Annotated in this window: 8 protein-coding genes; 5 read left to right on the top strand and 3 right to left on the bottom strand. The window is 35.9% G+C overall.

The features are described from left to right. Positions 1-417 precede the first annotated feature (417 nt). Genes P256_RS12120 through P256_RS12110 form a run of 3 tightly spaced genes read right to left on the bottom strand, consistent with a single transcriptional unit; the run spans position 418 to position 9,743 of the window. On the bottom strand, positions 418-4,395 hold the full coding sequence (locus tag P256_RS12120) for a prealbumin-like fold domain-containing protein (protein ID WP_023273984.1): 3,978 nt from the start codon (positions 4,393-4,395) through the stop codon (positions 418-420). Further along, positions 4,382-7,063, bottom strand: a complete 2,682-nt coding sequence (locus P256_RS12115) for a COG1361 family protein (RefSeq protein ID WP_023273983.1) — start codon at positions 7,061-7,063, stop codon at positions 4,382-4,384. Before P256_RS12115 ends, P256_RS12120 begins: the two co-directional genes overlap by 14 nt. A 19-nt stretch (positions 7,064-7,082) precedes the next feature. Next, positions 7,083-9,743: a DUF11 domain-containing protein gene (locus P256_RS12110; RefSeq protein ID WP_023273982.1), complete on the bottom strand. Its 2,661-nt coding sequence runs from the start codon at positions 9,741-9,743 to the stop codon at positions 7,083-7,085. Between the two features lie 617 nt (positions 9,744-10,360). Here P256_RS12110 and P256_RS12105 point away from each other — a divergent pair. From P256_RS12105 to edd, 5 genes are all read left to right on the top strand, one after another. Next, a complete protein-coding gene (locus P256_RS12105; protein ID WP_407637989.1) occupies positions 10,361-10,804 on the top strand; it encodes a hypothetical protein in 444 nt (147 codons plus the stop codon). Between the two features lie 136 nt (positions 10,805-10,940). Then, a complete protein-coding gene (locus P256_RS12100; RefSeq protein ID WP_023273980.1) occupies positions 10,941-13,646 on the top strand; it encodes a beta strand repeat-containing protein in 2,706 nt (901 codons plus the stop codon). A gap of 151 nt (positions 13,647-13,797) precedes the next feature. Further along, entirely contained in the window at positions 13,798-19,764 is a 5,967-nt protein-coding gene (locus tag P256_RS12095; protein ID WP_023273979.1) for an SdrD B-like domain-containing protein, read from the top strand. 488 nt (positions 19,765-20,252) lie between these two features. Next, complete coding sequence (locus P256_RS12090) at positions 20,253-21,476, top strand: glycosyltransferase (RefSeq protein ID WP_023273978.1); 1,224 nt, start codon at positions 20,253-20,255, stop codon at positions 21,474-21,476. A 418-nt stretch (positions 21,477-21,894) separates the two neighbouring features. Next, complete coding sequence (edd, locus tag P256_RS12085) at positions 21,895-23,742, top strand: phosphogluconate dehydratase (protein ID WP_023273977.1); 1,848 nt, start codon at positions 21,895-21,897, stop codon at positions 23,740-23,742. Positions 23,743-23,751: the final 9 nt, after the last annotated feature.

Genomic DNA, 23,751 nt, shown 5'->3' with positions numbered 1-23,751 from the left:
TAATTAATTTATTCAACATATTAGAGAGCTAAAAATGGTTAAAGTTAGCTATTTACTAGTGTTTATATAGTTGAGCCCTTTCAAAACTGAAAAAATATATTGTGATGTATTTCAGTAATTTTTCAAGGTAATGATCCTACTGAATTGTTTAGTACACTAGCTATTATTCTAAAGTAAAAGAAATAATTCAAAGTGCAAACGAATAGGCATTATATTAAAACTTAGTACTCTACTTTGACAGAGTTAATCATGTACTAGATGCGACTAGCTTAAATATTAAAATAAAGTGCCATAAAACAATTAAAACCTAGGGGGGTATTGCCCCCGAGGCTACTTATTTTCTTTGATCTCATACTCTGTAATTATATCTTCAAGAGTATGTAAGCCAAATCCTATCGAATACATTGAGTAATTAAATCAATTAGATTGTGCTACACAAAACCTTAATGTTCCTGAATCTTGAGGATTTAATAATCCTGTTAGATTCCATTCTAAATCACTATTAGCATGGCTTGTATTACATGTAGTGCTACTTGGTGTTACATCACACTTCATACTGCCAAACTTAGTTCTCATAGGTAGACTATCTTTTACTTTGACATTTTGAAGTCTTTTCGTACTGCTGTTTTTATACGTAATTTCATACTCTAAATAATCTTTCTGAGCCACGTCATTTTTAGTCATAAAAACATTTGTATCAGATGCAGTAGATGGACATGCCGAAACAGCTCTAACTTTCTTTGTTAGGTTAAGTCCCGCACTGCCTATCAATGTTACATCTTTACGTTTCATTGTTTGTGCAGAAATAAGTTCCACAGGATTGGCTAAATTAATTTGATAGTTTGCTTGCAGTTCACCAATATGCTGTGCGCCTGCAACGACATTATTCGGAACATGAACCCTTTGTACTAAACAAATTTCTGTATTTGGTTGAAGTAATATTGTATTTGACTGGGCTGGACTAAATACTCTTTCTCCCAAATCTACTTGACCATTACAGTTGCTATCTAGATAGACAAGTGCTTGCCATGGTTGGTCTATACTTGAACTAGGTTGTTGTGTTTGTACCTGTAATAACTGTGTTAACTGTACTGGTGTTTGTGCTGTTAAACGGTGTGGATAATCCGTAACATCACCTGCAACAACCGTATGCTGACCATCTTCATGTAAAATAACGCGTTGAATGACATCACCAAAATTATTTTCTGTATAACTTGTCGCATCTGTCTTGTTGAGCGTAATTGTATCTGTTGAACGGTTATAACCTTTAGTACCACTTACAGAGATATATTCAGCTAAGTTCTGCTCAGCAATGCAAAAAGATGATGGCAATACGTTTTGATCTATAGAAAAAGAATAATCACCGTTGGCATTCGTAACCGCTGATGCAAGCTGGGTAGTACTACAATTACTTAACTTAATCATCGTATTTGCAATCCCTGTTTCGCCTGCATCTTGAATACCGTTATATGCCTTACTTACATCTAGTGTTGTGCCACTATTATCAGTAAATACCCGACCTGTAATACTTACAAAAACCTGCTTAGTATTGGTAAAAGTACAGGTAATGTTTGCCCCTTCTTTTATACGTTCCGCAGGAATCGTGGCTGTATTATTAGAAAGCCTCCAAAACACGCCTGTATTCCCTGTATTTGCGCTATTTTCGTCTATACAACTCACACTAGATAAAACATATCCATCTGCATTATTTTCAGTCAATGAAACATCGTCACCAAGTAACTTTGCCCATAATTGTTGGGTAGAGCTTACCGCTGTACCTGCCGTTACAGTCGTCACACTGTCTGTTGTTACAGTAGAATCTTTATTCATTAAATTGGTCAGGTTGCTAAAGTTAAAGATATCCACACCATTTATCGAGTTTTTCGCAATTTTAATTTTTGCACCATCAGTAATCTGAATGTTTACAGGAATACCTAAATTTGTTGCGTTGTCATAGCTTGCTGTTGAACAATCTCCAGTAAGCGATAGCCCTATTGCTCCATAGCCACCAGCAGATCTTTCATTACTACTATAATTATTTCTATTTGCAATACGATACGTAATTCTATGATAGCCAGATGCCAAAATAGCAGATTTGGCAAGTATACCATTTGATATATAACCATCTATACTGCTAACCACAACACCATCGACCATAATGTATCCGCTATCATCTATTCCTAAGTTGTTGTTACCAATACATACAGTAACTGATTGTTTATTTGGAATATAAATACCTGTTGTAAATTCCCATGCCCGGCGATTATCACCTATTACGTCACCATTACTTTTTGGACCAATATATGGAAGATTTACTGACGAGTTCGGATCAGCGGTAATATTGTTTATGATTCTTTGCGTCATTGGCTGTGCATTTTTACTAGATGCAGCATAAACAGAGTCCCTTACACTGTTACCACTATTCACAAGATAGCCACCAATTGGACTTATCTGGTTAATAGGCCATGCAGCTTGTATACTCGTCTTTTCATCGCTATAGTCACCTACTTTTTCTGTACCGCCTGTACCTTCATAGCCGACCCAAAAAGCACCATTTTTTCTAATTTCATTTTGCTCATTGGTTCCCCAAACTTTATAGAGTGTTTCCCCAACACCACTCCCAGGGTTAAACTCGTCGCTTGAGACCTTAATGCTTGCCTGCTGAGCCACCCCTAATGTAGACTCAGCTGTTGTGCTATAACGTACCGAAAGTTGTTTGATGGCTCCATTTGATATCCCACCTAGTGGGCATGACCAATTATTCCCATTTGCTGTACAGACAGCACCATCAACAACACTCATTCCCATTACAGTAATACCTTTTTGAGGTGAAGCAGTATATATTGCAACTGCATTGGTTGCGCTATTCGGACCTTCATTTTTAATATCAATGAGTTGTGTTCCTATTCGGCCACGCTCAATGATAGGTATATTGGGATTAATACTGAAACGTGCTTCTAAAATTTCAGGATCTGCAGTAACTTCGGGGTAAGTAATTATTGTATTTACAGAGCTACTGTCATTTGCTGTGTTTTGGTCTGTTGAGGTTGCCGCTATGGTTGCTGTATTTGTAATATTTCCCTCTACAGCTGCGGTTGCTTGTAATATAATAGTGCATGTTGTACCAATCGAACCACTAAAAGTACCATTTAGGGTGTTACCCGACAGTGTAGGTGAGCATGCTGCTCCTGTATCATTTTTTGTATCAACAATTTTCACATCTTTTAGATTAGACGGCATGGTATCAGTAAAAGGAGCTAAATAAACTGAGCCACCTACAGTTGCATTTTGTGGTTTATTATTACTGATCAATAGCTGATACTGGATCGTCGAATTTAATGGTACACTCAACTGATTTTGCGCAAAATTTCCAGATGTTCCTAATCGCTGACTTTTTAGAATAGATAGATCACTGTCAGCATCCATACTTGATATACCGAAGAAAAAAGCATCTCCACTACCAGCTGTGTAGTCTCCGCCAGCATCACCATGCATATATACATCAAATGTTAATGATCTAATACCTTTACCTTTAAGATAAACACTACCACTTGCTCCTCCATTGCCACTAGTACTAAGGCTATTTATAGTTGTGGATGTATTTATAATATTATTTCCATCAACTGCAAAGTTACTATTACCTGCTATTCGTCGAAGAGTAACTGCTGTATTACTATTGGTTAGTGTAAACTCAGCACTGAAGCCTAACCCATAACCTGTTGTCCCTCCCAAACCGCTCACTTGTAAGATTGGATTAGTAATTGGACGATTAAAGGTAATTTCTACTGTACCAATTTTGACCCTAGAGCGATTTGCGCCATTCACATTTCTCAAACTTTTAGCCATTGCCAAAAAGCTTACACCTTGGTTAGTTCCTGCATCTATCCCACCATTGGTAGTTAAGCAACTACCTCCGTTATTATTACAACCAGCTGGTGCATTTTGTAGTGAAGCAGCGAACATATTGCTTTGTGCACTACCAATTAGATTTAATGCTTGTAAAATATCCGTGGAGACTACAGTAGAGTTTCTTGTTGTCCCACCAAACATCAATTCAGGCTGATTTGAGCCTTTATCGGCATATACAGCAGTATTGTATACTGAGTTTGTAATCTGATAACTTACTGTTGTATTTGGGGTGTAAGGTTCAGCAATATTATCTGATGGGTTATTTTTATTGAGTAAAAAAGTATGCGTTCCTGAGTTTGCTGTTGGTCCTTGTCCAGAACCAGATCCTGCATAAATTTCAAGTGTTGGTGGTTCTGAAAAAGCATTTTCTGTAAATATTAAAATAATAAATAATAGAAATACCCACGAAAAAAAAGATTTCATCATACCTATAGAAAAAGAAGTTTGAGTTACTTTTTGCTGTGTTGCAACTTTATTGTCCAACATAACGTACTCCAAAATTAAGGTCATAACTTTGGTTTGCTACAACACGATTTAATGTACCTGTAATTGCACCCGACTGACCAACTTCTGGCGCTGTAGTTCGACTACAAGCGATACAGCTTGGCTGTTGAAACAACACTGTATAAGCTGGTGTCATATCCCTAAACGTAAATGGTTTTTCTAAATTTGTGGAACCTGTATTGGTTAAGCTAATTTTATACAGTACACATTGCCCTTCGCCATTGTTTTGCTTTCCAATTGTTAAACTATTGGTGGTATAAGGCTCATCTGCCGAGCCATTGCAGTCAAAATCGCGTGCTTGTTGCTTTGTCAGTTTTAACTGTATTGAATTTACAACCGTCACGTCAGTGATTGATGCAAGTATTTCATTATTTGCTAAGTTGGTTAGCTTAACCATGCTACTGTTGGTTTGTGAAATGTTATTTCCCACTACATTTTTTACTTGTAATAATAAATTGATCCGCTGATGTGCAGCTAGCTTTCCCTTTGGCAAATCACTAATACTTCTGACAACTATATCTCCTGCGTCAAAAACACCATTTCCATTCACATCATAGAAAAGAGTACTTTTAAATGTATTCTGATCATCATTCAGTATGAAACTATAATTTCCTGTCAGGTCGATATCGGTATTATTGATAAGTGTATGGTTATAGATCACTGTACCTAAAGGTGATACTTGACCACGAGAGCTAGGCATCATTTCCACTTGTGATACTGCATTTAGACTTCTAATCGTAATGGCATTTTTAAGTATATCTTGGCTTGGATTACTCGTATTATTTCCACTCACAAAACTTGGAGACAGCACACGAAAGTAAATTGGTGTTGTTATATTATTTTGATTTGATGGGTTAACTGTGACCACAGCACATACGAGCTGGCTTTCACCATCATTTAAGTAGCGTGTTTTGCCTATTTCAGCACCTAACCTGTCACATCCATTATTTTGCGCTATATAAAAGTGAATAGCTTGTATGCCGATAGGTAATGCCAAATGTGTAAAATCGTTGGTTGCATTGGCACTTAGCAAGTATTCTGTGCCAATGCCTGTATGTTTAACAGTCAAAGGAAATACAATTTGACTACCTGCAACAGCGTCCACACTTGTTGTAGTTTCTAACGTTTTCCAAGCATAACCAACATTATCAACATTACCATTGCCCAAACCATTATTTTCAGGACTATTCACTAAATCTACCAACTGCGATGTAGTGGTTGCACGTAATGTACCCTGATCTGTAACGATACTTTTTTTCGTTGTATCACCTAAAGATTGTGCTTGCAGATTTATATTAAATGTACTGTCTGCTGTCACTGTATAATCACTGGGTAAGCGCACTTTCACAATTACGGGTAAATAGCTACCTGATAATAATTCACCTGTATCAGGGATGCCATCTCCATTACTGTCTAATAAAGGTGTTACACCATCGATACGGTAAAAATCGATTTGACTGCCTACAGGAAGATTACTTTGAGCTACAGTTAAATTGAAACGATCTGTTATATTTCCTGTATTCCAAATATAGTTGGTAAAGCTCAATACGCCGCCTTGCGTAATTGGCTGAGCAGTCACATTATTACTATTACCACTATCATTGCTATTACCATTCATTTTTACCGCATATATTGGCGCAATATTTAGTGAAGCTGTATTACTTACATCAGATATGTTTGCAGTTGCGCTATTATTATCATGGTCATATTGAACATTTAGCGTATTATTTACTATACCTGCACTGGTTTTATTGACCTTTACTTTAAACTCAATATAACCGCTACTGTTTGCAGCAATCCGATCTAAAACAGCAGTTACAACATTTGAATTTACGCGATAATTTATACCAGCAGGGTTACTCCCAACACTTGAACTTAAAGCCAACCCATTCCAGTTTTCACCATTACTCGACTGATATTCTAAGCTAGGGTCTAAAGTATCGGTCAGTGTCACTATACCTGTTGCTGTATTACTTAAATTTTGATAGTCCAAACGTACTGTAACGATATCGCCATTTGCGACTAAACTCTGAGAAAACTTCTTACGTATCAGCAATGCTGACTGATTAGTTACCGTACTTGTATCTATATTTGTTGTTGTTCCAATTGCTTGCTTTGATGAGCTAATATTTAAGCTTAGAGCACCTTTTTGCCCAACCGTTGCATTGGCGGGTACAGTTGCAACCACAATAAGCCCTACAGATTCGCCAGCACTTAAGCTATAAGATGTAATAGGTATTCCATCGGGTATCCCATCATGGTTTTGGTCTAAAAACACAGAAAAATCATTTAGATTGTAGTTGTTGCCTGTGTTATTACTTACCGTGAAATTGTATTGATCGGTATCGTTTCCTGTATTACTCAAAGTATGGTTAAAATATACCTTTTGGCCTGCAAGTACATTTTTTATATTATTTGCTGTTAAGTTGACTGAATATACAGGCAGTACTGTTGTTTGAACCAAGTTAGATCGGCTTACCTGTACCACCGTAGAGCCTTCCTCACTGTATTCACCGACTGCCATATTACTAATAATTTGCTGTGTGGATGCTGCAAAACTTGCCTGCTGTATCATAAATACAGCCACAACCAATTGTATTAAGAATATAGCTTGACGACGGAAACGTATGAATGTCTTGATAATATTCATTTTATATTAACTGCCCCAATTACGGTGTAACTTGTATTGAAAAGTACAATGCTGCTTGTTCTTGTGGCACAAGGTCTCCTATTTTCCCTACAATCCTCCCACCACTTATAACAACACTACCTTTACTCACAGAAGGTGCCAAATCACTACGCAATATGCTATAAGCGGGCACCATATCATTAATGACAACATTTTCTGCGCGTGTTGAGCCATCATTTTTTATTGTTAAACGATAGGTTAAGCACTGATTAGGTTTGATCATAAGAGGCGTGCTGCTATATGTTGCTGTAACTGCATTCGTTAACATACAAGCTTCATCTTTGCTTTGCTCTTTTATTAAACGAAGTTGCGTCGGGTCAACCATCGTGAAGTCTGTATTTTGTATTGTATTTAAGCTCAAACCTTGTATGTTATTTGGTGCAGATACCATAATATTTACAATGCTTGATACACCATTTGTCGCTGTAGATGGTGCTTGAACTTTTAATAAAAGCTGTACGGATTTTTGTGGGCTTATACCACCAGTCACAGATAAATCTGTTGCAATCGGATCGGCTTCATCTAATATGCCATTGTTATTTGCATCATAATAAAGAGCATAGGTAAAGCCATCATTCAGATTTTGAGGAACAACTTTTAGACTAATTTTTCCTGCAGTATCTCCTTCAGTGACGGTACCCATATTTTTTAATGTATGTAGATAAACAACAGTACCGCCAATATTTACTTTTCCTTGCTGGTCATTGGCTAAAGTAAGTTGACGTACTGAAATATCTACTTGATCTTTAATACTGTCTCCCTGAGCATTCATCGGAGATTTCATCGCGAACCAAAGCTGTAAATTTGATAAGTCTGTATATTCAGGGATGTTGACCACCGCACAATATTGCTTTGTTCCCCCCGATGAAATATTCCCTGTATTTGTAATTTCATCTTGCAAGGATTGGCAAGTTGAATCGCCATTATAAAATTTGATCGTCCAGTCTGTAGGTAGGGTTGTGTTGATATTATTAATATCGATACTTGCACTTGAAGCATATAAGTTATAGTTATTTATAACTGCACTACTATTTTTAATAGCTAAAGGAAAAATAATCCGGCTACCTTTCATCGCATTTTTCACAAGTAATGCTTGTCCACTAGAGCCTGCTATATTTCCAATGCCAACACCCGAATTATTGCTATTGTATAAGTCACTTTCACCCACTGAAATAGTATTCGTTAGGCGATCTCGTGTACTATTTTTAATGGTTGTATCTGTTACAGAAGTTGCTGTCAGGTCAAAATCCATAACCGCATTAGAAGTACAATCCGATGGAAAATAAACACCAAGTTTAATTTTCTTTACAGTGCCTGCTGTAAGACTGCCTGTGTCTATTACGCCATCGCCATTGGTATCTGTCAGTAAAGTTCGACCATCGGCATGGTAAAAGCGAACAACTGCACAGCTAGGTACATTACTCGTTACAAGATTTAAATTATAGTTATCTGTCGATTGCCCTGTGTTCCAGATATAGTTATCAAATTGAATTTCTTTAGAAATACCAATAAATGTATTATTCAAAGTTTGTAAATTACTTGAGCTTATATTTGGTTCGCCATCATCATTTGCTGTACTACTATTCGCATTGAGTACAACACCAAGTGTTTGCATGACATTAAATATAACTGTATTGGTCATTGCATTTTTAGTTAATGTATTTAAGTTATTATATTGTTGATAATTTACAGTATTTGCTATTTTGTCTGTCGCATTTGTATTTACAATTGCTTTAAAACTAATACTGCCTTTGCTTAGAGGGGTTACATTGTCCAATTCGACATTAACTTGACCATTCGTGACTTTATATTTAATACCTGCATTTTCACCTGTTTCAATATCGTCTGCATCAGTCAAGCTATTGGTATTATTTCCCCAGTACCCACTATTTTCTTTATAGCTAAGACCTTTAACTAGACTGTCTTGCAACACAAGCCGAGCTGCTGCTGTACCTGTATTTGTATAGTTAAATGTATAGGTAATTTCTGTACCTGTTCGACCTACACTAACACTCTGTGATTTAGTCACTTGTATCACAGCATCATCTACTACTTTTGCTGTATCACTGACTGTCATTGCAATATTATTGTTATGTTGACTTGTAGCAGTTAAATTTAATTGTGCAAGATTATTTTCAGATACATTGGTTGGAATATCTCCAACAACAACCAATGATGCAAACTCACCTTCATTTAACCTTAGTGTTTTATTTTCATTGAGCAGGTTATTATTATCATCTGGTTCACCATTTTGATCACGATCAATATAAACAGCCATGTTTTCTAGGTTAAATTGGTCATTTGTAAGCTGGGTTAGACTAAACACATAGTCATCTGGTGTATTTCCTGTATTTATTAGTACATGAGGAAAGCTTACTTTACTTCCAATCGTACCAATATTCTGCTGATTAGTTTGTAAGCTCAGTGCATAAATCGGTTGTACTGTTAAAGCAACCGCATTGGAATTAATAACTTGTAAGTTACCTTGCTCATCATAGAAGTCACCACTTGCAATATTAATAATATTGCTTCCAGCTTTTGGTTGGGCAAAGACTAAAGTGCTATAACACCCAACCAATAAACCACTTAAAGCAACGAATGTTGTTCTTAAAACGGCATGTTTACTTAGCAGGGCGATCATTACTTATCCTTCAACACATATCATCACGATAACTTTGATTAAAAATTAGAGAAAAATTAAAAAATTACTTTTAAATAATATATTTAATAAATATTTAAATTACGACGAGGTGAAGGCTATTTCCACTTTTCATTATTTAAATCATTCTAGCTATGAAAGCTATCACAACCTGAATTCTATTAAAGATTGGGCTTATTAAGATTTATTCTTGTAGATTAAAAGTTTAAGCCAATCTTTATACGAAATAATGAATAAATAGATTCAAACCATGTATCTATGATTTATCTGCTGTGAGATGTTATCAACATATCTATATCCTAATGGCAAGAATCAATCTCTTTAGAAGGTGCCGTATTCAAAAATATTCTCTTTCATTTCTACAAAAAATCATTTCAAGAGCAGTTTATGCTTATAAAAATGAAATAATTGTTATACAAACTATACATTTTAAACAAAAACACATGTAATAGTTCATATTATAGATACAATATGGAGATTATTTTACCAATGTGTGAGAAAATGTCTAGGAAATGATTGGTTTAAGTTTAGGAGCAGTAAAATTGGATTTAAAAAGTATTTTCATTAGAGGGTTATTGGGAGTAACCAGTTTAGCTTTTATGACTATTAATGCTTCTGCTGAAACAAAAGTAGCAAAAGACCCTGTTTCTGTAGATCTAAAGACTTATCTGATCAGTGTAGGAAAGGATGGAAACCAAACAGCCAAATTGGTTTCGAATGTAAAACCAAATGATGTTATTGAGTATCGTGCAACATATACAAATAATACTTTAGGTGAGATAAAAAATTTATCAGCTACTTTACCTATACCTACAGAAACTCAATTTCTAGGTAAATCTAAGCCAGAAAATGCAAAGGCAACTACAGACGGTATAAATTTTTCTCCAATGCCTTTAAAGAAAAAAGAAGGCAACCAATTGGTTGATATTCCACTTCAAGATTACCGCGCACTGCGTTGGACAATTGCAGTACTTCCAGCAGGTAAGTCCATTACTGTTTCAGCTCAGATTCAAGTTAGAAGTGAAAAAGCCGAAACTAAATAAGCTAGCTTCTTTTAAAGACCAACATATCCTGATTATCAGATAGAACTATGCTGTGAAATTATCATGCAATCATGATTTCTAATCGTCAGTAATTTACGCGAAATATATTGAGTACATAAATAGGGGAACTTCCTAAATGTTTAGTCAGACACAATGTTTGAAATTAACAAAACTTGCAACTGCAATGGCATTAGTTGCTGGTGGATTTGCATTGACATCTGTAGCAAATGCTGCTGCACCAAATGCAGGTACGAATATTAGTAACATTGCATCTGCAAGCTATACAGATACGAATGGATCTAGTAAAACAGTCACATCAAATGTGGTAACTACAACAGTTCAACAAGTTGCTAGCTTTGCATTGAGTTCAGATCAAACACAGACAGCAAACGCAAATGGTCAAGTATCGCTATCTCATACATTAACAAATACAGGTAATGGTACAGATACCTTTACAGTTGGTGTTACAAATAATGATAGTCGAAATAACACATCAGATAATTATGATTTTAGTGGTTTAAATGTCTATCTTGATGCCAATAAAGATGGTGTTCCAGACAGCCAAACACCAATTACAAATGTTACTTTAGGAGCTGGTGAATCAGTTAACCTGATTGTTCAAGCGACGACTGCAAGTAATAGTGTTAAAGATGATCTTGGTAAATTAACAGTATCTGCTGCAAGCCATTTTGATACAACAGTTAACGCAAAAAGCATTGATACTGTAAAAATTACGACTGGTGCAGTAATTAGCCTTGTGACTTCTGCGAACGTAAAAAATGTAGATGCGACGCAGGCAAGTACAACAGTGCGTGAAGTAGAATATAGCCTAGCCTATCAAAACACAGGTAATACAACGGCAAAAAATGTTACGATTACAGATATACTTCCTGCTGGTTTAACTTATGTTGCAGGCTCTGCAACATTGAATGGAACAGCATTAAATGATGCAAGTTCTGATACAGATGGTTATGACTTTACTTCGGGCAAAGCAACATTAGTTATTCCTACTGTCGCTGCCAATAGCTCTGGTGTATTGAAATTTAAAGTTCAAGTTGTTCAAAATACTCCCGCAGGTAAAATTACAAACATTGCTGGAGTAGATCCAGATGGTTCAGGCCCTGAGAACACCACACCATCTAACTCAAATGATATTAATGTATTGAGCGTTAAAAAAGGTACGATGAATGACAGCTTGTCAGATGCCTTTGCTGATGGAACAACAACAACAACGCCAACTCCTGATGTAATTACTAAATCAACGACTCAAGGTACACCTGTTAGTTTTGGCTTGACGAATGATAGCGGTGAACCAATTGTTATCCATAACACAGGTAACGTTACAGAAGCGTATAATATTACGGTAAATAAAGATGCTTTACCGCCTGGTAGTATCGTTGAGCTATTCAAAGCAGATGGTGTTACACCATTAACAGATACAAATGGCGATGGTATTCTTGATACTGGACCAGTTGCGAGTGGGGCGACATATCAGGTTGTTTCTAAAGTAACACTTCCTGCTAACTATTTCACACCAGCACCTGCACCAACAACACCAATTAATGCAATTTTAACATCTGCGCCTGTAAGTAATTCAACAGGGACAGATACAATTAAGTTGGTTATTAGTCAAGTAACGGCATCTACTGTTGACTTATCTAATGGTGATACAACAGACAGTACAGGAAATACGGTAGGTGCTTCAGGTCAAGATACAGCTCAATACATTGATACAAAATCAACAAAACCAGGTCAAGCAGCGAGCTTTCCATTAGCTGTTAAAAATAGTGGTGCCACTGGAGATAACTATAATTTATCTACATCATCAGCATTGCCAGAAGGTTGGTCTGTTCAATATTACTTAGCAGATTCTTCAGGTGCTGCAATGGGTGCTCCACTGACAAACACTGGAAATGTGCCTAGTGGAAGTACTGTAAAATTAGTTGCGCTTGTTACTCCTCCAAGTAATGCTTCAGCTGGTAATCAGGAAGTTTTATTTAAAGTAGCTTCACCTGCAACGGGCTTAACTGATGTTATGTCTGACCGTGTAACTGTAGAAACTGTGCGTAAATTAAGTGTTCAAAATGACCGTAGTGGTCAGGTTGCACAAGGTGGTACGGTTACTTATACACATACATTGACAAACAACAGTAATATTGTTGAAGGTGCAAGTGCAGGCAGCCTACCATTTGAATTGAAGAATGCTCAGGCAGGAACTGGTTGGGTAGCAAGTATATTTGTTGACTTGAATAACGATGGTGTTGCCGATGCAAATGAGTTGGTTACAGGAAGTGACCTAGCTGAAAAACTTGGTGCCAGTGGTCTTGGAATTGGTAAATCAGTAAACTTATTAATTAAAGTTCAATCTCCAACAAGTGCAACTGCTGGAACAGCAAATAATGTGACTTTAACCATCAAACCAACAGTAATGGGTGGACAATCTAGTACTGATCTTATAAATACGGATGTAACTACTGTAACGAGTGGTCAGGTTCGTTTAGTGAAAGAGCAAGTGCAGGCTGACTGTTCTACAGGTAATAATTCATCTGCTTACACTCAAGGTAGTATTAATGCTAAACCTGGTGAGTGCGTGAAATATAGAATTACAGCATCTAACGAAGGTAATGCCAACGTAACTAATGTTGTAATTAGTGATGCAACACCTGCATATACAACTTTAAAAGTGATTAAAGATGTTTCTCCAGTTGCGACAAATGCAACAATTAGTTCCTCAACAACTACTTTAACTGATGGTTCAACAGGTACAGTCTCTGCAGAGAAAACACCGCTTGCACCAAGTTCAAGTGCTTCATTAGAGTTTATGATTAAGGTAAATAATTAATAACTCTATTTAATTTATTCATTATGAATATATGAAGTTTGTGGGCATTTACGTCTAGTAAATGCTCACATGAAGTTTTTTTATTGAGATTAGTTGGTTGGGTGCTGTGAAACGAAAGACAAAAGCGAAAGTATGTAAAAACATATCTTTTATGTTATCTACGTTAACAATATCTATATTGTCTACTCAGTATAGTAGTGCTTCGAGCATTCCAAGTTTTGGTACGACAATTAAAAATATTGCCTATGCAAACTTTACAGATATAGACAATAATAAATACCAGTCAGTTTCAAACACGCTTGAAGTGAACGTTTCAGCATTATATGCAATTGGGTTAACGGCATCACCTGTACTAGATATAGAACCAAATAAAAGAGTTATATGGGCAAATACTTTAACGAATAACAGTAATACACCTGTAAGTGTTCAGTTGGAAGCATTAACCACGAGCACATTAAATAATGTTAAAATTTATGTAGATACGAATAAAAATGGTCAGTTTGATGATGCTGATCAAGAGATAACGACAGTTGTACCTTTACAGGCTGGACAAAGTGTTAACCTATGGGTTGTTGCAACAACAAGTGCAACCTTAACCGATGATCAGCAAATTAATTTACCTATTAAAGCTACAGTTGCTGAGAATAGTCAAACAACAGTGACAATAGAGGATCATGCGGTAAACTATGGTGCAAAACTGGTTGCAAATGCCGATGTACAACAAAAGACATTTATACCTTCAGCGACATCAAGTTATGATTTGAACTACACCTTTAATGTGAATAATGAGGGGAAGCGGGCAGCTAAACCTATTGATGTTGTAGTCAATGGGCAAGTACAAAAAATGGTACTATTGGAAAATGATATTCCACCAAATACAACCTTTAAATCAGCTTTAGCTAAGAATCCTCAAGCTAAAATTTTATATAAACTTACAAATAATAGTTATAGTACAACGCCACCTAGTGATTTAACACAACTTAGTCAGTTTATTGTTGGGTTTCCACAAATTGATAAAAACACATCAGAACAAGTTAATCTTATTTTAAGTATGAACAATGATGTTGCCAAAACGACAATTAAAAACTCCTATAAAGTATCTTATGCTTTCGATGAAAAGCAGAAAGAAATAGTTTCTAATGTAGTGTCTACATTGGTAACAGGTACAGCACATATTTCACATAACTCAAGTAACTTCAAAAATATCTTAGCAACGGGAAGTGTAAATACTCCTTTAAATATAGAAGTAAAAAACTCAAGTTGTAATATGAGTCGTGATTCAGTAGATCATGTGAAAATTAGGATTAAATCAGAAAAAACGGGTGATATAGAAGAAGTTGTTGGTGTTGAAACAGGGGTAAATACGGGCATATTTCATTATAGTCTACCCACCACTTTGGCAAATAAAGGTATTTCGTACGACTCAGTTTTACAGACAATAAAACGTGATAAAGTTAATATTAGTTTAACTGACTGTTTAGACTCACAACATAACTCAACCGGAGTAGTTGAAGATCTAAATACAGATGTTCTTATAGACCCATATGGTATTGTTTTTGATGCAAAAACTGGGTTGCCTGTATCTGGAGCAACTGTAACCTTATTAGATCAAAGTGGTCACCCCATTGCTGATGGAGTTGCATTTAAAATTGATTCTCAAACGGGAGAAGAAATTTCAATTCCAGCAACACAAACAACGAATAGCTCAGGCGAATTTATTTATCCACTTGTGAAGGCAGGTACTTACAGTATAGTTGTAGATACAAAGACAATCCCTGGTAATACTAAATATACTTTTGTAAGTGATAAGTCAGTATATCCAAGCTTTTCTGCAGATAAAGCTGTTGACCTCAAGTGGTCTTACGCAGAGCAATTCACATTAAATAATGGCGATCCTGCACTTAATATAGATATTCCAATCGACCCTGTTGTATCAAATATAAGCTCATCTCTATTTGTTAAAAAATCTGCATCGAGTTCAACTGCAGAAATTGGTGATTTCGAAGACTATACAGTGACTGTTGCCAATAGAGGAACCGTAGATTCAACAAATGTAGCAATGACAGATACATTACCTAGAGGTTTTGTTTACATGCAAGGTTCTATGCGTGTAAATGGTGTAAAAGTTGAAGATCCTCTTGGTGGTAAAGGTCCTTATCTAAAACTTGGTCTTGGGACATTGAATCCAAATAATGAGGTCAAAATCCAGTATCGTGTATACATAGGTCCAAATGCACTCAATAGCGATGGTATTAACCGCGCTCGTGCTAAAGATGCTACTGGTGTCGACTCTAATGAAGCAATTGCCACAGTTGCTGTTATTCCAGGTGCACTAATTTCTGATGGTTTTATTATTGGTAAAGTATTTGCCGACTGTAATAAAAATGGTGTACAAGATCCTGGTGAACTTGGCGTACCCGGTGTACGTATTTATCTTGAAGATGGCAGTTATGTAATTACTGACAGTGAAGGTAAATATGACTTTTATGGCGTGAGCGCAAAAACACATGTTTTAAAAGTTGATAGTACAAGTCTGCCTATTGCATCTAAATTAGAGTTAATCAGTAACCGACAAGCAGGTGACCCAAATAGTCGTTTTGTTGATTTAAAACGTGGTGAACTACATCGAGCAGATTTTGCGATAACAGATGAGACTCTTGCATGCTCTGATATATTAATACAGCGTATTACTGATCGGAAAAAGAAAATTGAGCAAGACAATATTAATTTAGAGCAAATTCTACGGTCAGATTTAACACTAGACCCTATTTCATCGAAAGTAACAGATGTACGTGGACAGCCAGCCAGTGGCTGTATTTCAGCACAGGGTTTTCCTGCAAATTGTAACCTTGACTTTTCTAAAGACCAAATTAGAGAGTTAAAACAAACTCAATTTGAACCAGACAAAAAATTAGAAAGTAAGTCGTTATCTACGGCAAATACGAAAATGGTGAGTTTAGAGTCGGCATTAGAGAATTCGACCAATAACCAATTAGAAATTTTAAACCTGAAGCCAGAGCAAATCTTAGCTTACCCTCAAACATCTGTTCAGATTAAAGGTACAGCGGGTACACAGCTTGAGTTATGGGTAAATGGTCAAAAAATACCAGAAGCGCGTATTGGTAAGCGCGCGGTTTTACCAAGTCTGCAAGTTTCAGGTTTAGATTTTATTGGTATCGACCTTCAAGTAGGACGTAATACTATAGAAGCTCGTCAAGTAGATATGATGGGTAATATTCGTGATACAAAGCGTATAGAAGTTATTGCTCCTGATCAGCTAGATAAGCTTCTACTTGAACCGAATAAGGTAAATGTACAGGCAAATGGCTATGATCATTACAATGTTGTTTTAAAAGTTGTAGATCGACATGGAACGTTAGTCTCTAGTCGTACTCCAGTTACTTTAGATAGCTCAATTGGTAAAATTGATTTGCCAGATTTAGACCCAAAACAACCAGGTACTCAGGTCTTTGTTGAGGGGGGTACATTGGTTGTACCTGTTATTGCACCAATTGAGGCTGGTGAAGGCGTGTTGTCTGTAGAAAGTGGTATTTTTAGTGCCAGTACTCCCATACGCTTTTTGCCAGATTTACGCCCAATTATTGCTGTAGGGATGCTTGAAGGATCTATAAATTTTAAGAGATTTGATCCAAAACAATCTGGTCATTTAAAATCAAATGATGGTTTTGAGGAAGAATTAACTGAGATTTCTTCATCTCAACATGGTCGTTATACGACGAATGGGAGAGCTGCATTATTCTTAAAAGGTCAGGTTAAGGGAGACTATCTACTCACAGCAGCATATGACTCTGATAAAAGTAAAAATCAGCGTTTATTTCGTGATATTCGTCCAGATGAATATTATCCAGTATATGGAGATGCCGCAACAAAAGGCTTTGATGCCCAGTCTACAGGTAAATTATATGTACGAGTAGACAAAGGTCGTTCCTATATAATGTATGGGGATTATGTGACTCGTACCGAAAGTGATGAAGGGCTTTCTTTAGGACAATATAACCGCTCTTTAACTGGTATTCGTAGTGCAACAGAAACAGATCGGTATAAAGTCGTCACATTTGCTGCAAATACAAATACGCAACAGGTTGTGAATGAACAACGTGCAATTGGTATCTCAGGTCCTTATAGCTTAGGTAGCGTGAGTCTTCAAGATATACAAGAGAATAGTGAAAAAGTTGAAGTAATTACGCGTGATCGTAATAACCCCGGACTGATTATTGCACGAACCACACTAACTCGTTTTACCGATTATGAAGTAGATGCTTTTAGTAATAGTATTTATTTAAAAGACCCTGTATCTAGTGTTGATGCTAACTTGAACCCTGTATATTTACGTATTACCGTGGAATCTGATCAAGGTGGTGCAAAGTATACATTGGGCGGTATCTCAGGCTCAATGAAGGTAACAAAGCAAGTAAAAGTAGGAGGGTCTTATGTAAAAAGTAATAATCCACTTACTCAAGACCAACTCGCGAGTGTAAATACAGTCGTTAAATTTGCGAATGATAAAGGCAAGCTCATTGGTGAGTTAGCTCATTCAGAAAATATTTATAGTGATTTAATTAGCACAACTCAAGTGAGTACAGGCTCTAAGTCGTCAGGAAAGCTATCAGGGAATGCTGGGCGAATCGAACTAAATTATGTATATAAAGACTTGGATATGAAAATTTATCATACGCAAGCCGACAGTAATTTTTATAATACAGCAGCATCGATTACCTCAGGTCGTAAAGAAAGTGGTGTTAAAGGACGTATTCAATTAAATAAGATTGGTCTAGCAAAATTAGAGGCAATTCGTACAGAAGATCAATTAAATGGCATTAATCAAGGTGCTTCTGCGAGTATTGAGCGTGCAATTAACAGAATTCTTGCATTGGAACTGGGAGTAAGGTATTACGATAAATCGGCTGTACAAACAGCATTAGATAACTCTCAAATCGCACTTTATCATGGTATGTCAGTTCGAACAAAATTGACGAGTCAATTGCCTTGGCAAGGTTCTAATGTATTTGCTGAATATGAGCAAGATGTATTGGATAGTACTCGTCGAGTTTTTGCTTTGGGTGCAAACTATCAAATTAACTCTAAATTAAGAGCATATGGTCGCCATGAGCTTATTTCAAGCCTGAGTGGTTTATATGATTTAAATAGTAGCCAACGTCAAAATGTTACGGTTTTTGGTCTTGATAGTAAATATAATAATAATGGAACAGCATTTAGTGAATATCGTGTGCGTGATGGTGTAAGTACACGTGAAGCTGAAGCCGCTATAGGCTTGCGTAATCGTTGGGAGCTAGGACAAGGTATTTATACCAATACTAGTTTTGAACAAACTAAAGCACTGTCTAGTTTAAATACAAGCAACTCTGAGAGTACAGCAGCTTCAGTAGGAATAGAGTATTTAAAAAACCAAAATTGGAAAACAGTTGCACGTATTGAAGGTCGTTGGGCAAGTCAAACCAATACACTCTTAAATACATTGGGATTTGCATATAAATATTCTGAAAATACAACGCTTTTAGCTAAGAATATTGTAAGTCAAACGAATAGCAAGACCACGAGCAGTGGAGACCGTTTAATTAACCGTTTTCAACTTGGTTTAGCATATCGTGATACCGAGCGTGATCGTTTTGATGCTTTGGCAAAGGTAGAATACCGTTATGATCACAATCAATCAGACCTAACTAACCCTTATTTGAAGCATGTATATATTCTATCGCATCATCTTAATTATCATCCAATGAAAGATCTTACAATTTCTGGGAACTATGCAGTAAAAAGCGTAAATACAACTTTTTCTAACTTAGAATCTAGCGGTGTAACTCATATGCTAAGTGCACGTAGTATTTATGATATTACTGAGCAATGGGATGCAGGTGTAAACACGGGTGTATTGTGGTCAAATGTGGCATCAGGTCAACGTACTCTGTTAGGTGCTGAAATAGGATATCTTGTAGCAGAAAACTTATGGGTTTCTGGAGGCTATAATTTTTCAGGCTATAGAGATGATGATTTGGTAGAAAGTGATACAACCCATCAAGGTGCATATCTACGTTTTAGATTTAAATTTGATGAGAATCTATTTAAAAAAAATAAATAACTTGTGTTTGACGTAAGAGTTCTAAATTCGAATCATTTATTGAAATTTAGGTTTATTTGCAATCTAATGTAGATTCGAGATTATGCTCTATCTAATTGAAGCCTGCATATTCATATTTATCATAGCAAAACGGGTAAAATTGTAGCTTATGTATGGAAAAGTTTAAACTTATCGATAGTGAAATACCTAAATTCAGAACTAGATTAACTTAGTATTAGCTATTTTCATATAGCGAGTGACTACAGACATAATTTTTTGCATATTTCAGAAATAATAAGCAGGTGAATAGTAAGTTTTTACAGTATGAATTGAAAGAAAATTTGAGTATTTGTTATCGAATTAGGCATTACTTTGGGAGAAGCTGTAACTTCTCTAAAAATCTTGAAAATCATTTCAAAGCTTTTGATCTATTATTCGTTTATATCAACAATAATCTTATATAATGACAGCATAATTTATACTTTTCGATACACTACCGAATATTTAAAATGAAGAATAAACCTACAATTGCGATTGCAATGATTATTAAAGATGAAGCTAATATCATTAAAGATACATTAGATAATTTACGAAAATATATTAAGGATATTTCCTATTTTTGCATTAGTGATACAGGTAGTAGTGATAATTCTATTACCATAGTTAAAGACTATCTAAAGAAATATCACTTAGAAGGGGAAATTTACTCTGAAAAATGGGTTGATTTCTCTACAAACAGAAATCTTGTACTTAACAAATGTAAAGATAAAGCTGACTATATTCTAAGTTGGGATGCTGATGACCGCTTTAATAGTGAAGATGGAATATTCTTAGACTCTTCAAAGCTTAGTGCAGATATCTATTCTATACTGACAAAAGCCCCTGTAGTAGAAAACTATAATAAAGCGATTCCCAATAGAGACAATTATATTAAACCACTACTTTTTCGCTCTGATATTTATGCAAAATGGATTGGTGTCATTCACGAGGAATTACACTTCAAAAATACGTCACATGAATTGGTTCATGGTTTAATTAGCGATAGTAACATTTTTTTTGTTCAAGCAGGCCATTTTGGAGCTCGTAATAAGGATGTAGAAGCTAAACTTAAAAAAGATTTAGAAGTATTAATGGAAGCATTTGAACGAGAAACAAATCCATACCTTAAAGATAGATACACCTTCTATATAGGTACTTCATATTGTGCATTAAGAGAAGTAGATTCTGCTATAAAATGGTTAAAAAGCAGATTTTATTCTAATTTTTTGGTTCAAAAAGGTTCTTTTGAAGTATTTTGTGCTGGATATAAACTTGCTGACCTTTACAGATTAAAAGCATCATTACATCAGAGTAGTAATTTTGAGTTATATAAAAAATTTAATGATAAAGCAAAACATATTTATTTAATTTTAAAAGACTATTTTCCTAATATAAAAGAGCCTACTTATCAGCTAAGTATTATGTACTCAACAATTTATGATGATTTTAGGTTAGCTTTAACTTTCGCAGTCGAAGCAAATAAAATAATGAAGAATCGAGATAGACAGACTATTCTTGAATTTGAAGATCAACTAATTAGCAACTATGGGATAGACTATCAAATTCTTTTTTCTGCATATAAGTCTGGAAATACGAAAATTGCTAAAGATTTTCTTAGAAAATGTGAACAAAAGCCTTTCTTAGATCAAAGTTTCGCAAACACTCTAAGTAATTTAAAATCAATACTTTATTAATTTATAAAAACTCATCACACCAAAATTCTGAAATTAATATAATCTTAATTTAATAGTTTACTTGTATTAATTTCATACTCTTTTGATAAAGATAAAATTTTCATCATTTCTCTTAAATATCAACGAATACACTACAAAATTACGTCAATTAAATATATTTAGTAGTATTGATATTGCAATAGTTTCATTGTAGTTTTGGAGCCAGATTTAAATATATTTATGGTTAATTTTTAATTGAGTTTTTAATCTACAACTTAAGTTTTATATACCATTAATGAATGTAGGCATTAAAGTAGTATTTGCTGTATGGCAGAATATTACTTTTATCTGAACAATATTATTTATATCTTTCAATTGCTTTTAAAAGTATTTGACCTGTTCGTATTTTGCTATCCCCGGTCGTAAAGGAGCTTTCAGCATGGACATGCCGAACCCCATATTAGAAAAAGTGACCGAACGTGTAATCGCACGTAGTCAAAAAACACGTTCTGCATATTTACAGAAAATTGAACGTGCCCAAGGTAAGTTTCCTGCTCGAGGAGTCCTCTCATGTGCCAATTTGGCTCATGGCTTTGCTAGCATGGATGATACTGAGAAATTAATTATTAAAGTTGGCAATGAACCTAACATTGGTATTATATCTTCATATAATGAAATGCTTTCGGCACATGCACCTTATAAAACATTTCCAGATTTAATCAAAACTGCAGCTCTAAAAAATGGAGGAGTAGCACAGTTTGCCGGTGGTGTACCTGCAATGTGTGATGGTATTACCCAAGGTAATCCAGGTATGGAACTGTCTCTTTTTTCTCGTGAAACAATAGCTATGAGCACTGCTATTGCACTGTCTCATAATATGTTTGATGCTGCATTATGTTTGGGAGTTTGTGACAAGATTGTCCCTGGATTATTAATAGGTGCTTTACAGTTTGGTTATTTACCAACCATTTTTGTGCCCGCAGGGCCAATGGCAAGTGGATTATCTAACGATGATAAAGCCAAGATTCGTCAGAAGTTTGCAACAGGCCAAATTGGACGAGATGCTTTACTAGAAGCAGAATCTGCTGCCTACCATGGACAAGGTACATGTACGTTTTATGGTACGGCAAATAGTAATCAAATGCTCATGGAAGTAATGGGTTTACATTTACCAAGTGCTGCATTTGTTCACCCTCATACGCCATTGCGTGATGCACTTACTGCAGAAGCCGCCATTCGTGTACTTGATTTAACAGTTAATCGTGGAAATTATACACCAATCGGTCATGTTATTGATGAAAAAGCCATCGTAAATGGGATTGTAGCACTCCTTGCTACAGGAGGTTCAACCAACCATACATTGCATCTTATTGCAATTGCACGTGCTGCAGGTGTTCTGATTGATTGGGATGACTTTGATGAATTATCTGCTGTTGTTCCTTTACTCGCCAAAATCTATCCAAATGGTAAAGCTGATGTAAACCACTTTCAAGCTGCGGGTGGAATAGCTTTCCTCATTCGAAACCTACTTGAAGCAGGTTTATTGCATGATGATGTAACGACCGTAGCAGGAAAAGGGTTACAGCATTATACCAAAGAGCCAAAATTAATTGATGGCAAACTCGTTTGGGTTGATGGTGTTACTCAAAGCCTTGATGATCAAGTGTTACGTAGTATTGATAAACCATTTCAAGAAGATGGTGGTTTACGTCTAATGCAAGGTCGTTTAGGACGTGGTGTCATTAAGATTTCTGCTGTTGCACCTAAGCATCGTAAAGTTAAAGCCCCTGCAATCGTATTTGATTCACAAGAAGCAGTACAAGCTGCTTTTGATCGTGGTGAATTACATCGAGATTTTGTTGCAGTTGTGCGTTTTCAAGGTGCACGTGCCAATGGTATGCCAGAACTGCATCGTTTAACACCTGTACTTGGTGTGTTACAAGATCAAGGTTTCCATGTTGCTTTAGTAACGGACGGACGTATGTCTGGTGCATCAGGTAAAGTTCCTGCTGTAATCCATTTATCTCCTGAAGCTCTATTAAATGGACCAATTGCTAAAGTTGAAACAGGGGATATGGTCATTATTGATGCAGAAGCAGGTATCCTTGATATTGAACTAGATGAACAAGTTTGGCAATCACGCCCTGTTGCACAACCAGAACATCAGGCAGATAACGAAATTGGTCTGGGCCGTGAATTATTTGGCGTATTCCGTACAGCGGCTGCACCAGCAGAGCATGGCGCTTCTGTATTTGGTGCACTTACTGATGAAACAATTCACTCTTAGGTTTTAAGA

Origin of the sequence: Acinetobacter nectaris CIP 110549 (genome assembly GCF_000488215.1) — a bacterium.
Taxonomy (GTDB): domain Bacteria; phylum Pseudomonadota; class Gammaproteobacteria; order Pseudomonadales; family Moraxellaceae; genus Acinetobacter; species Acinetobacter nectaris.
This window is presented reverse-complemented; position numbering and strand designations above follow the sequence as displayed.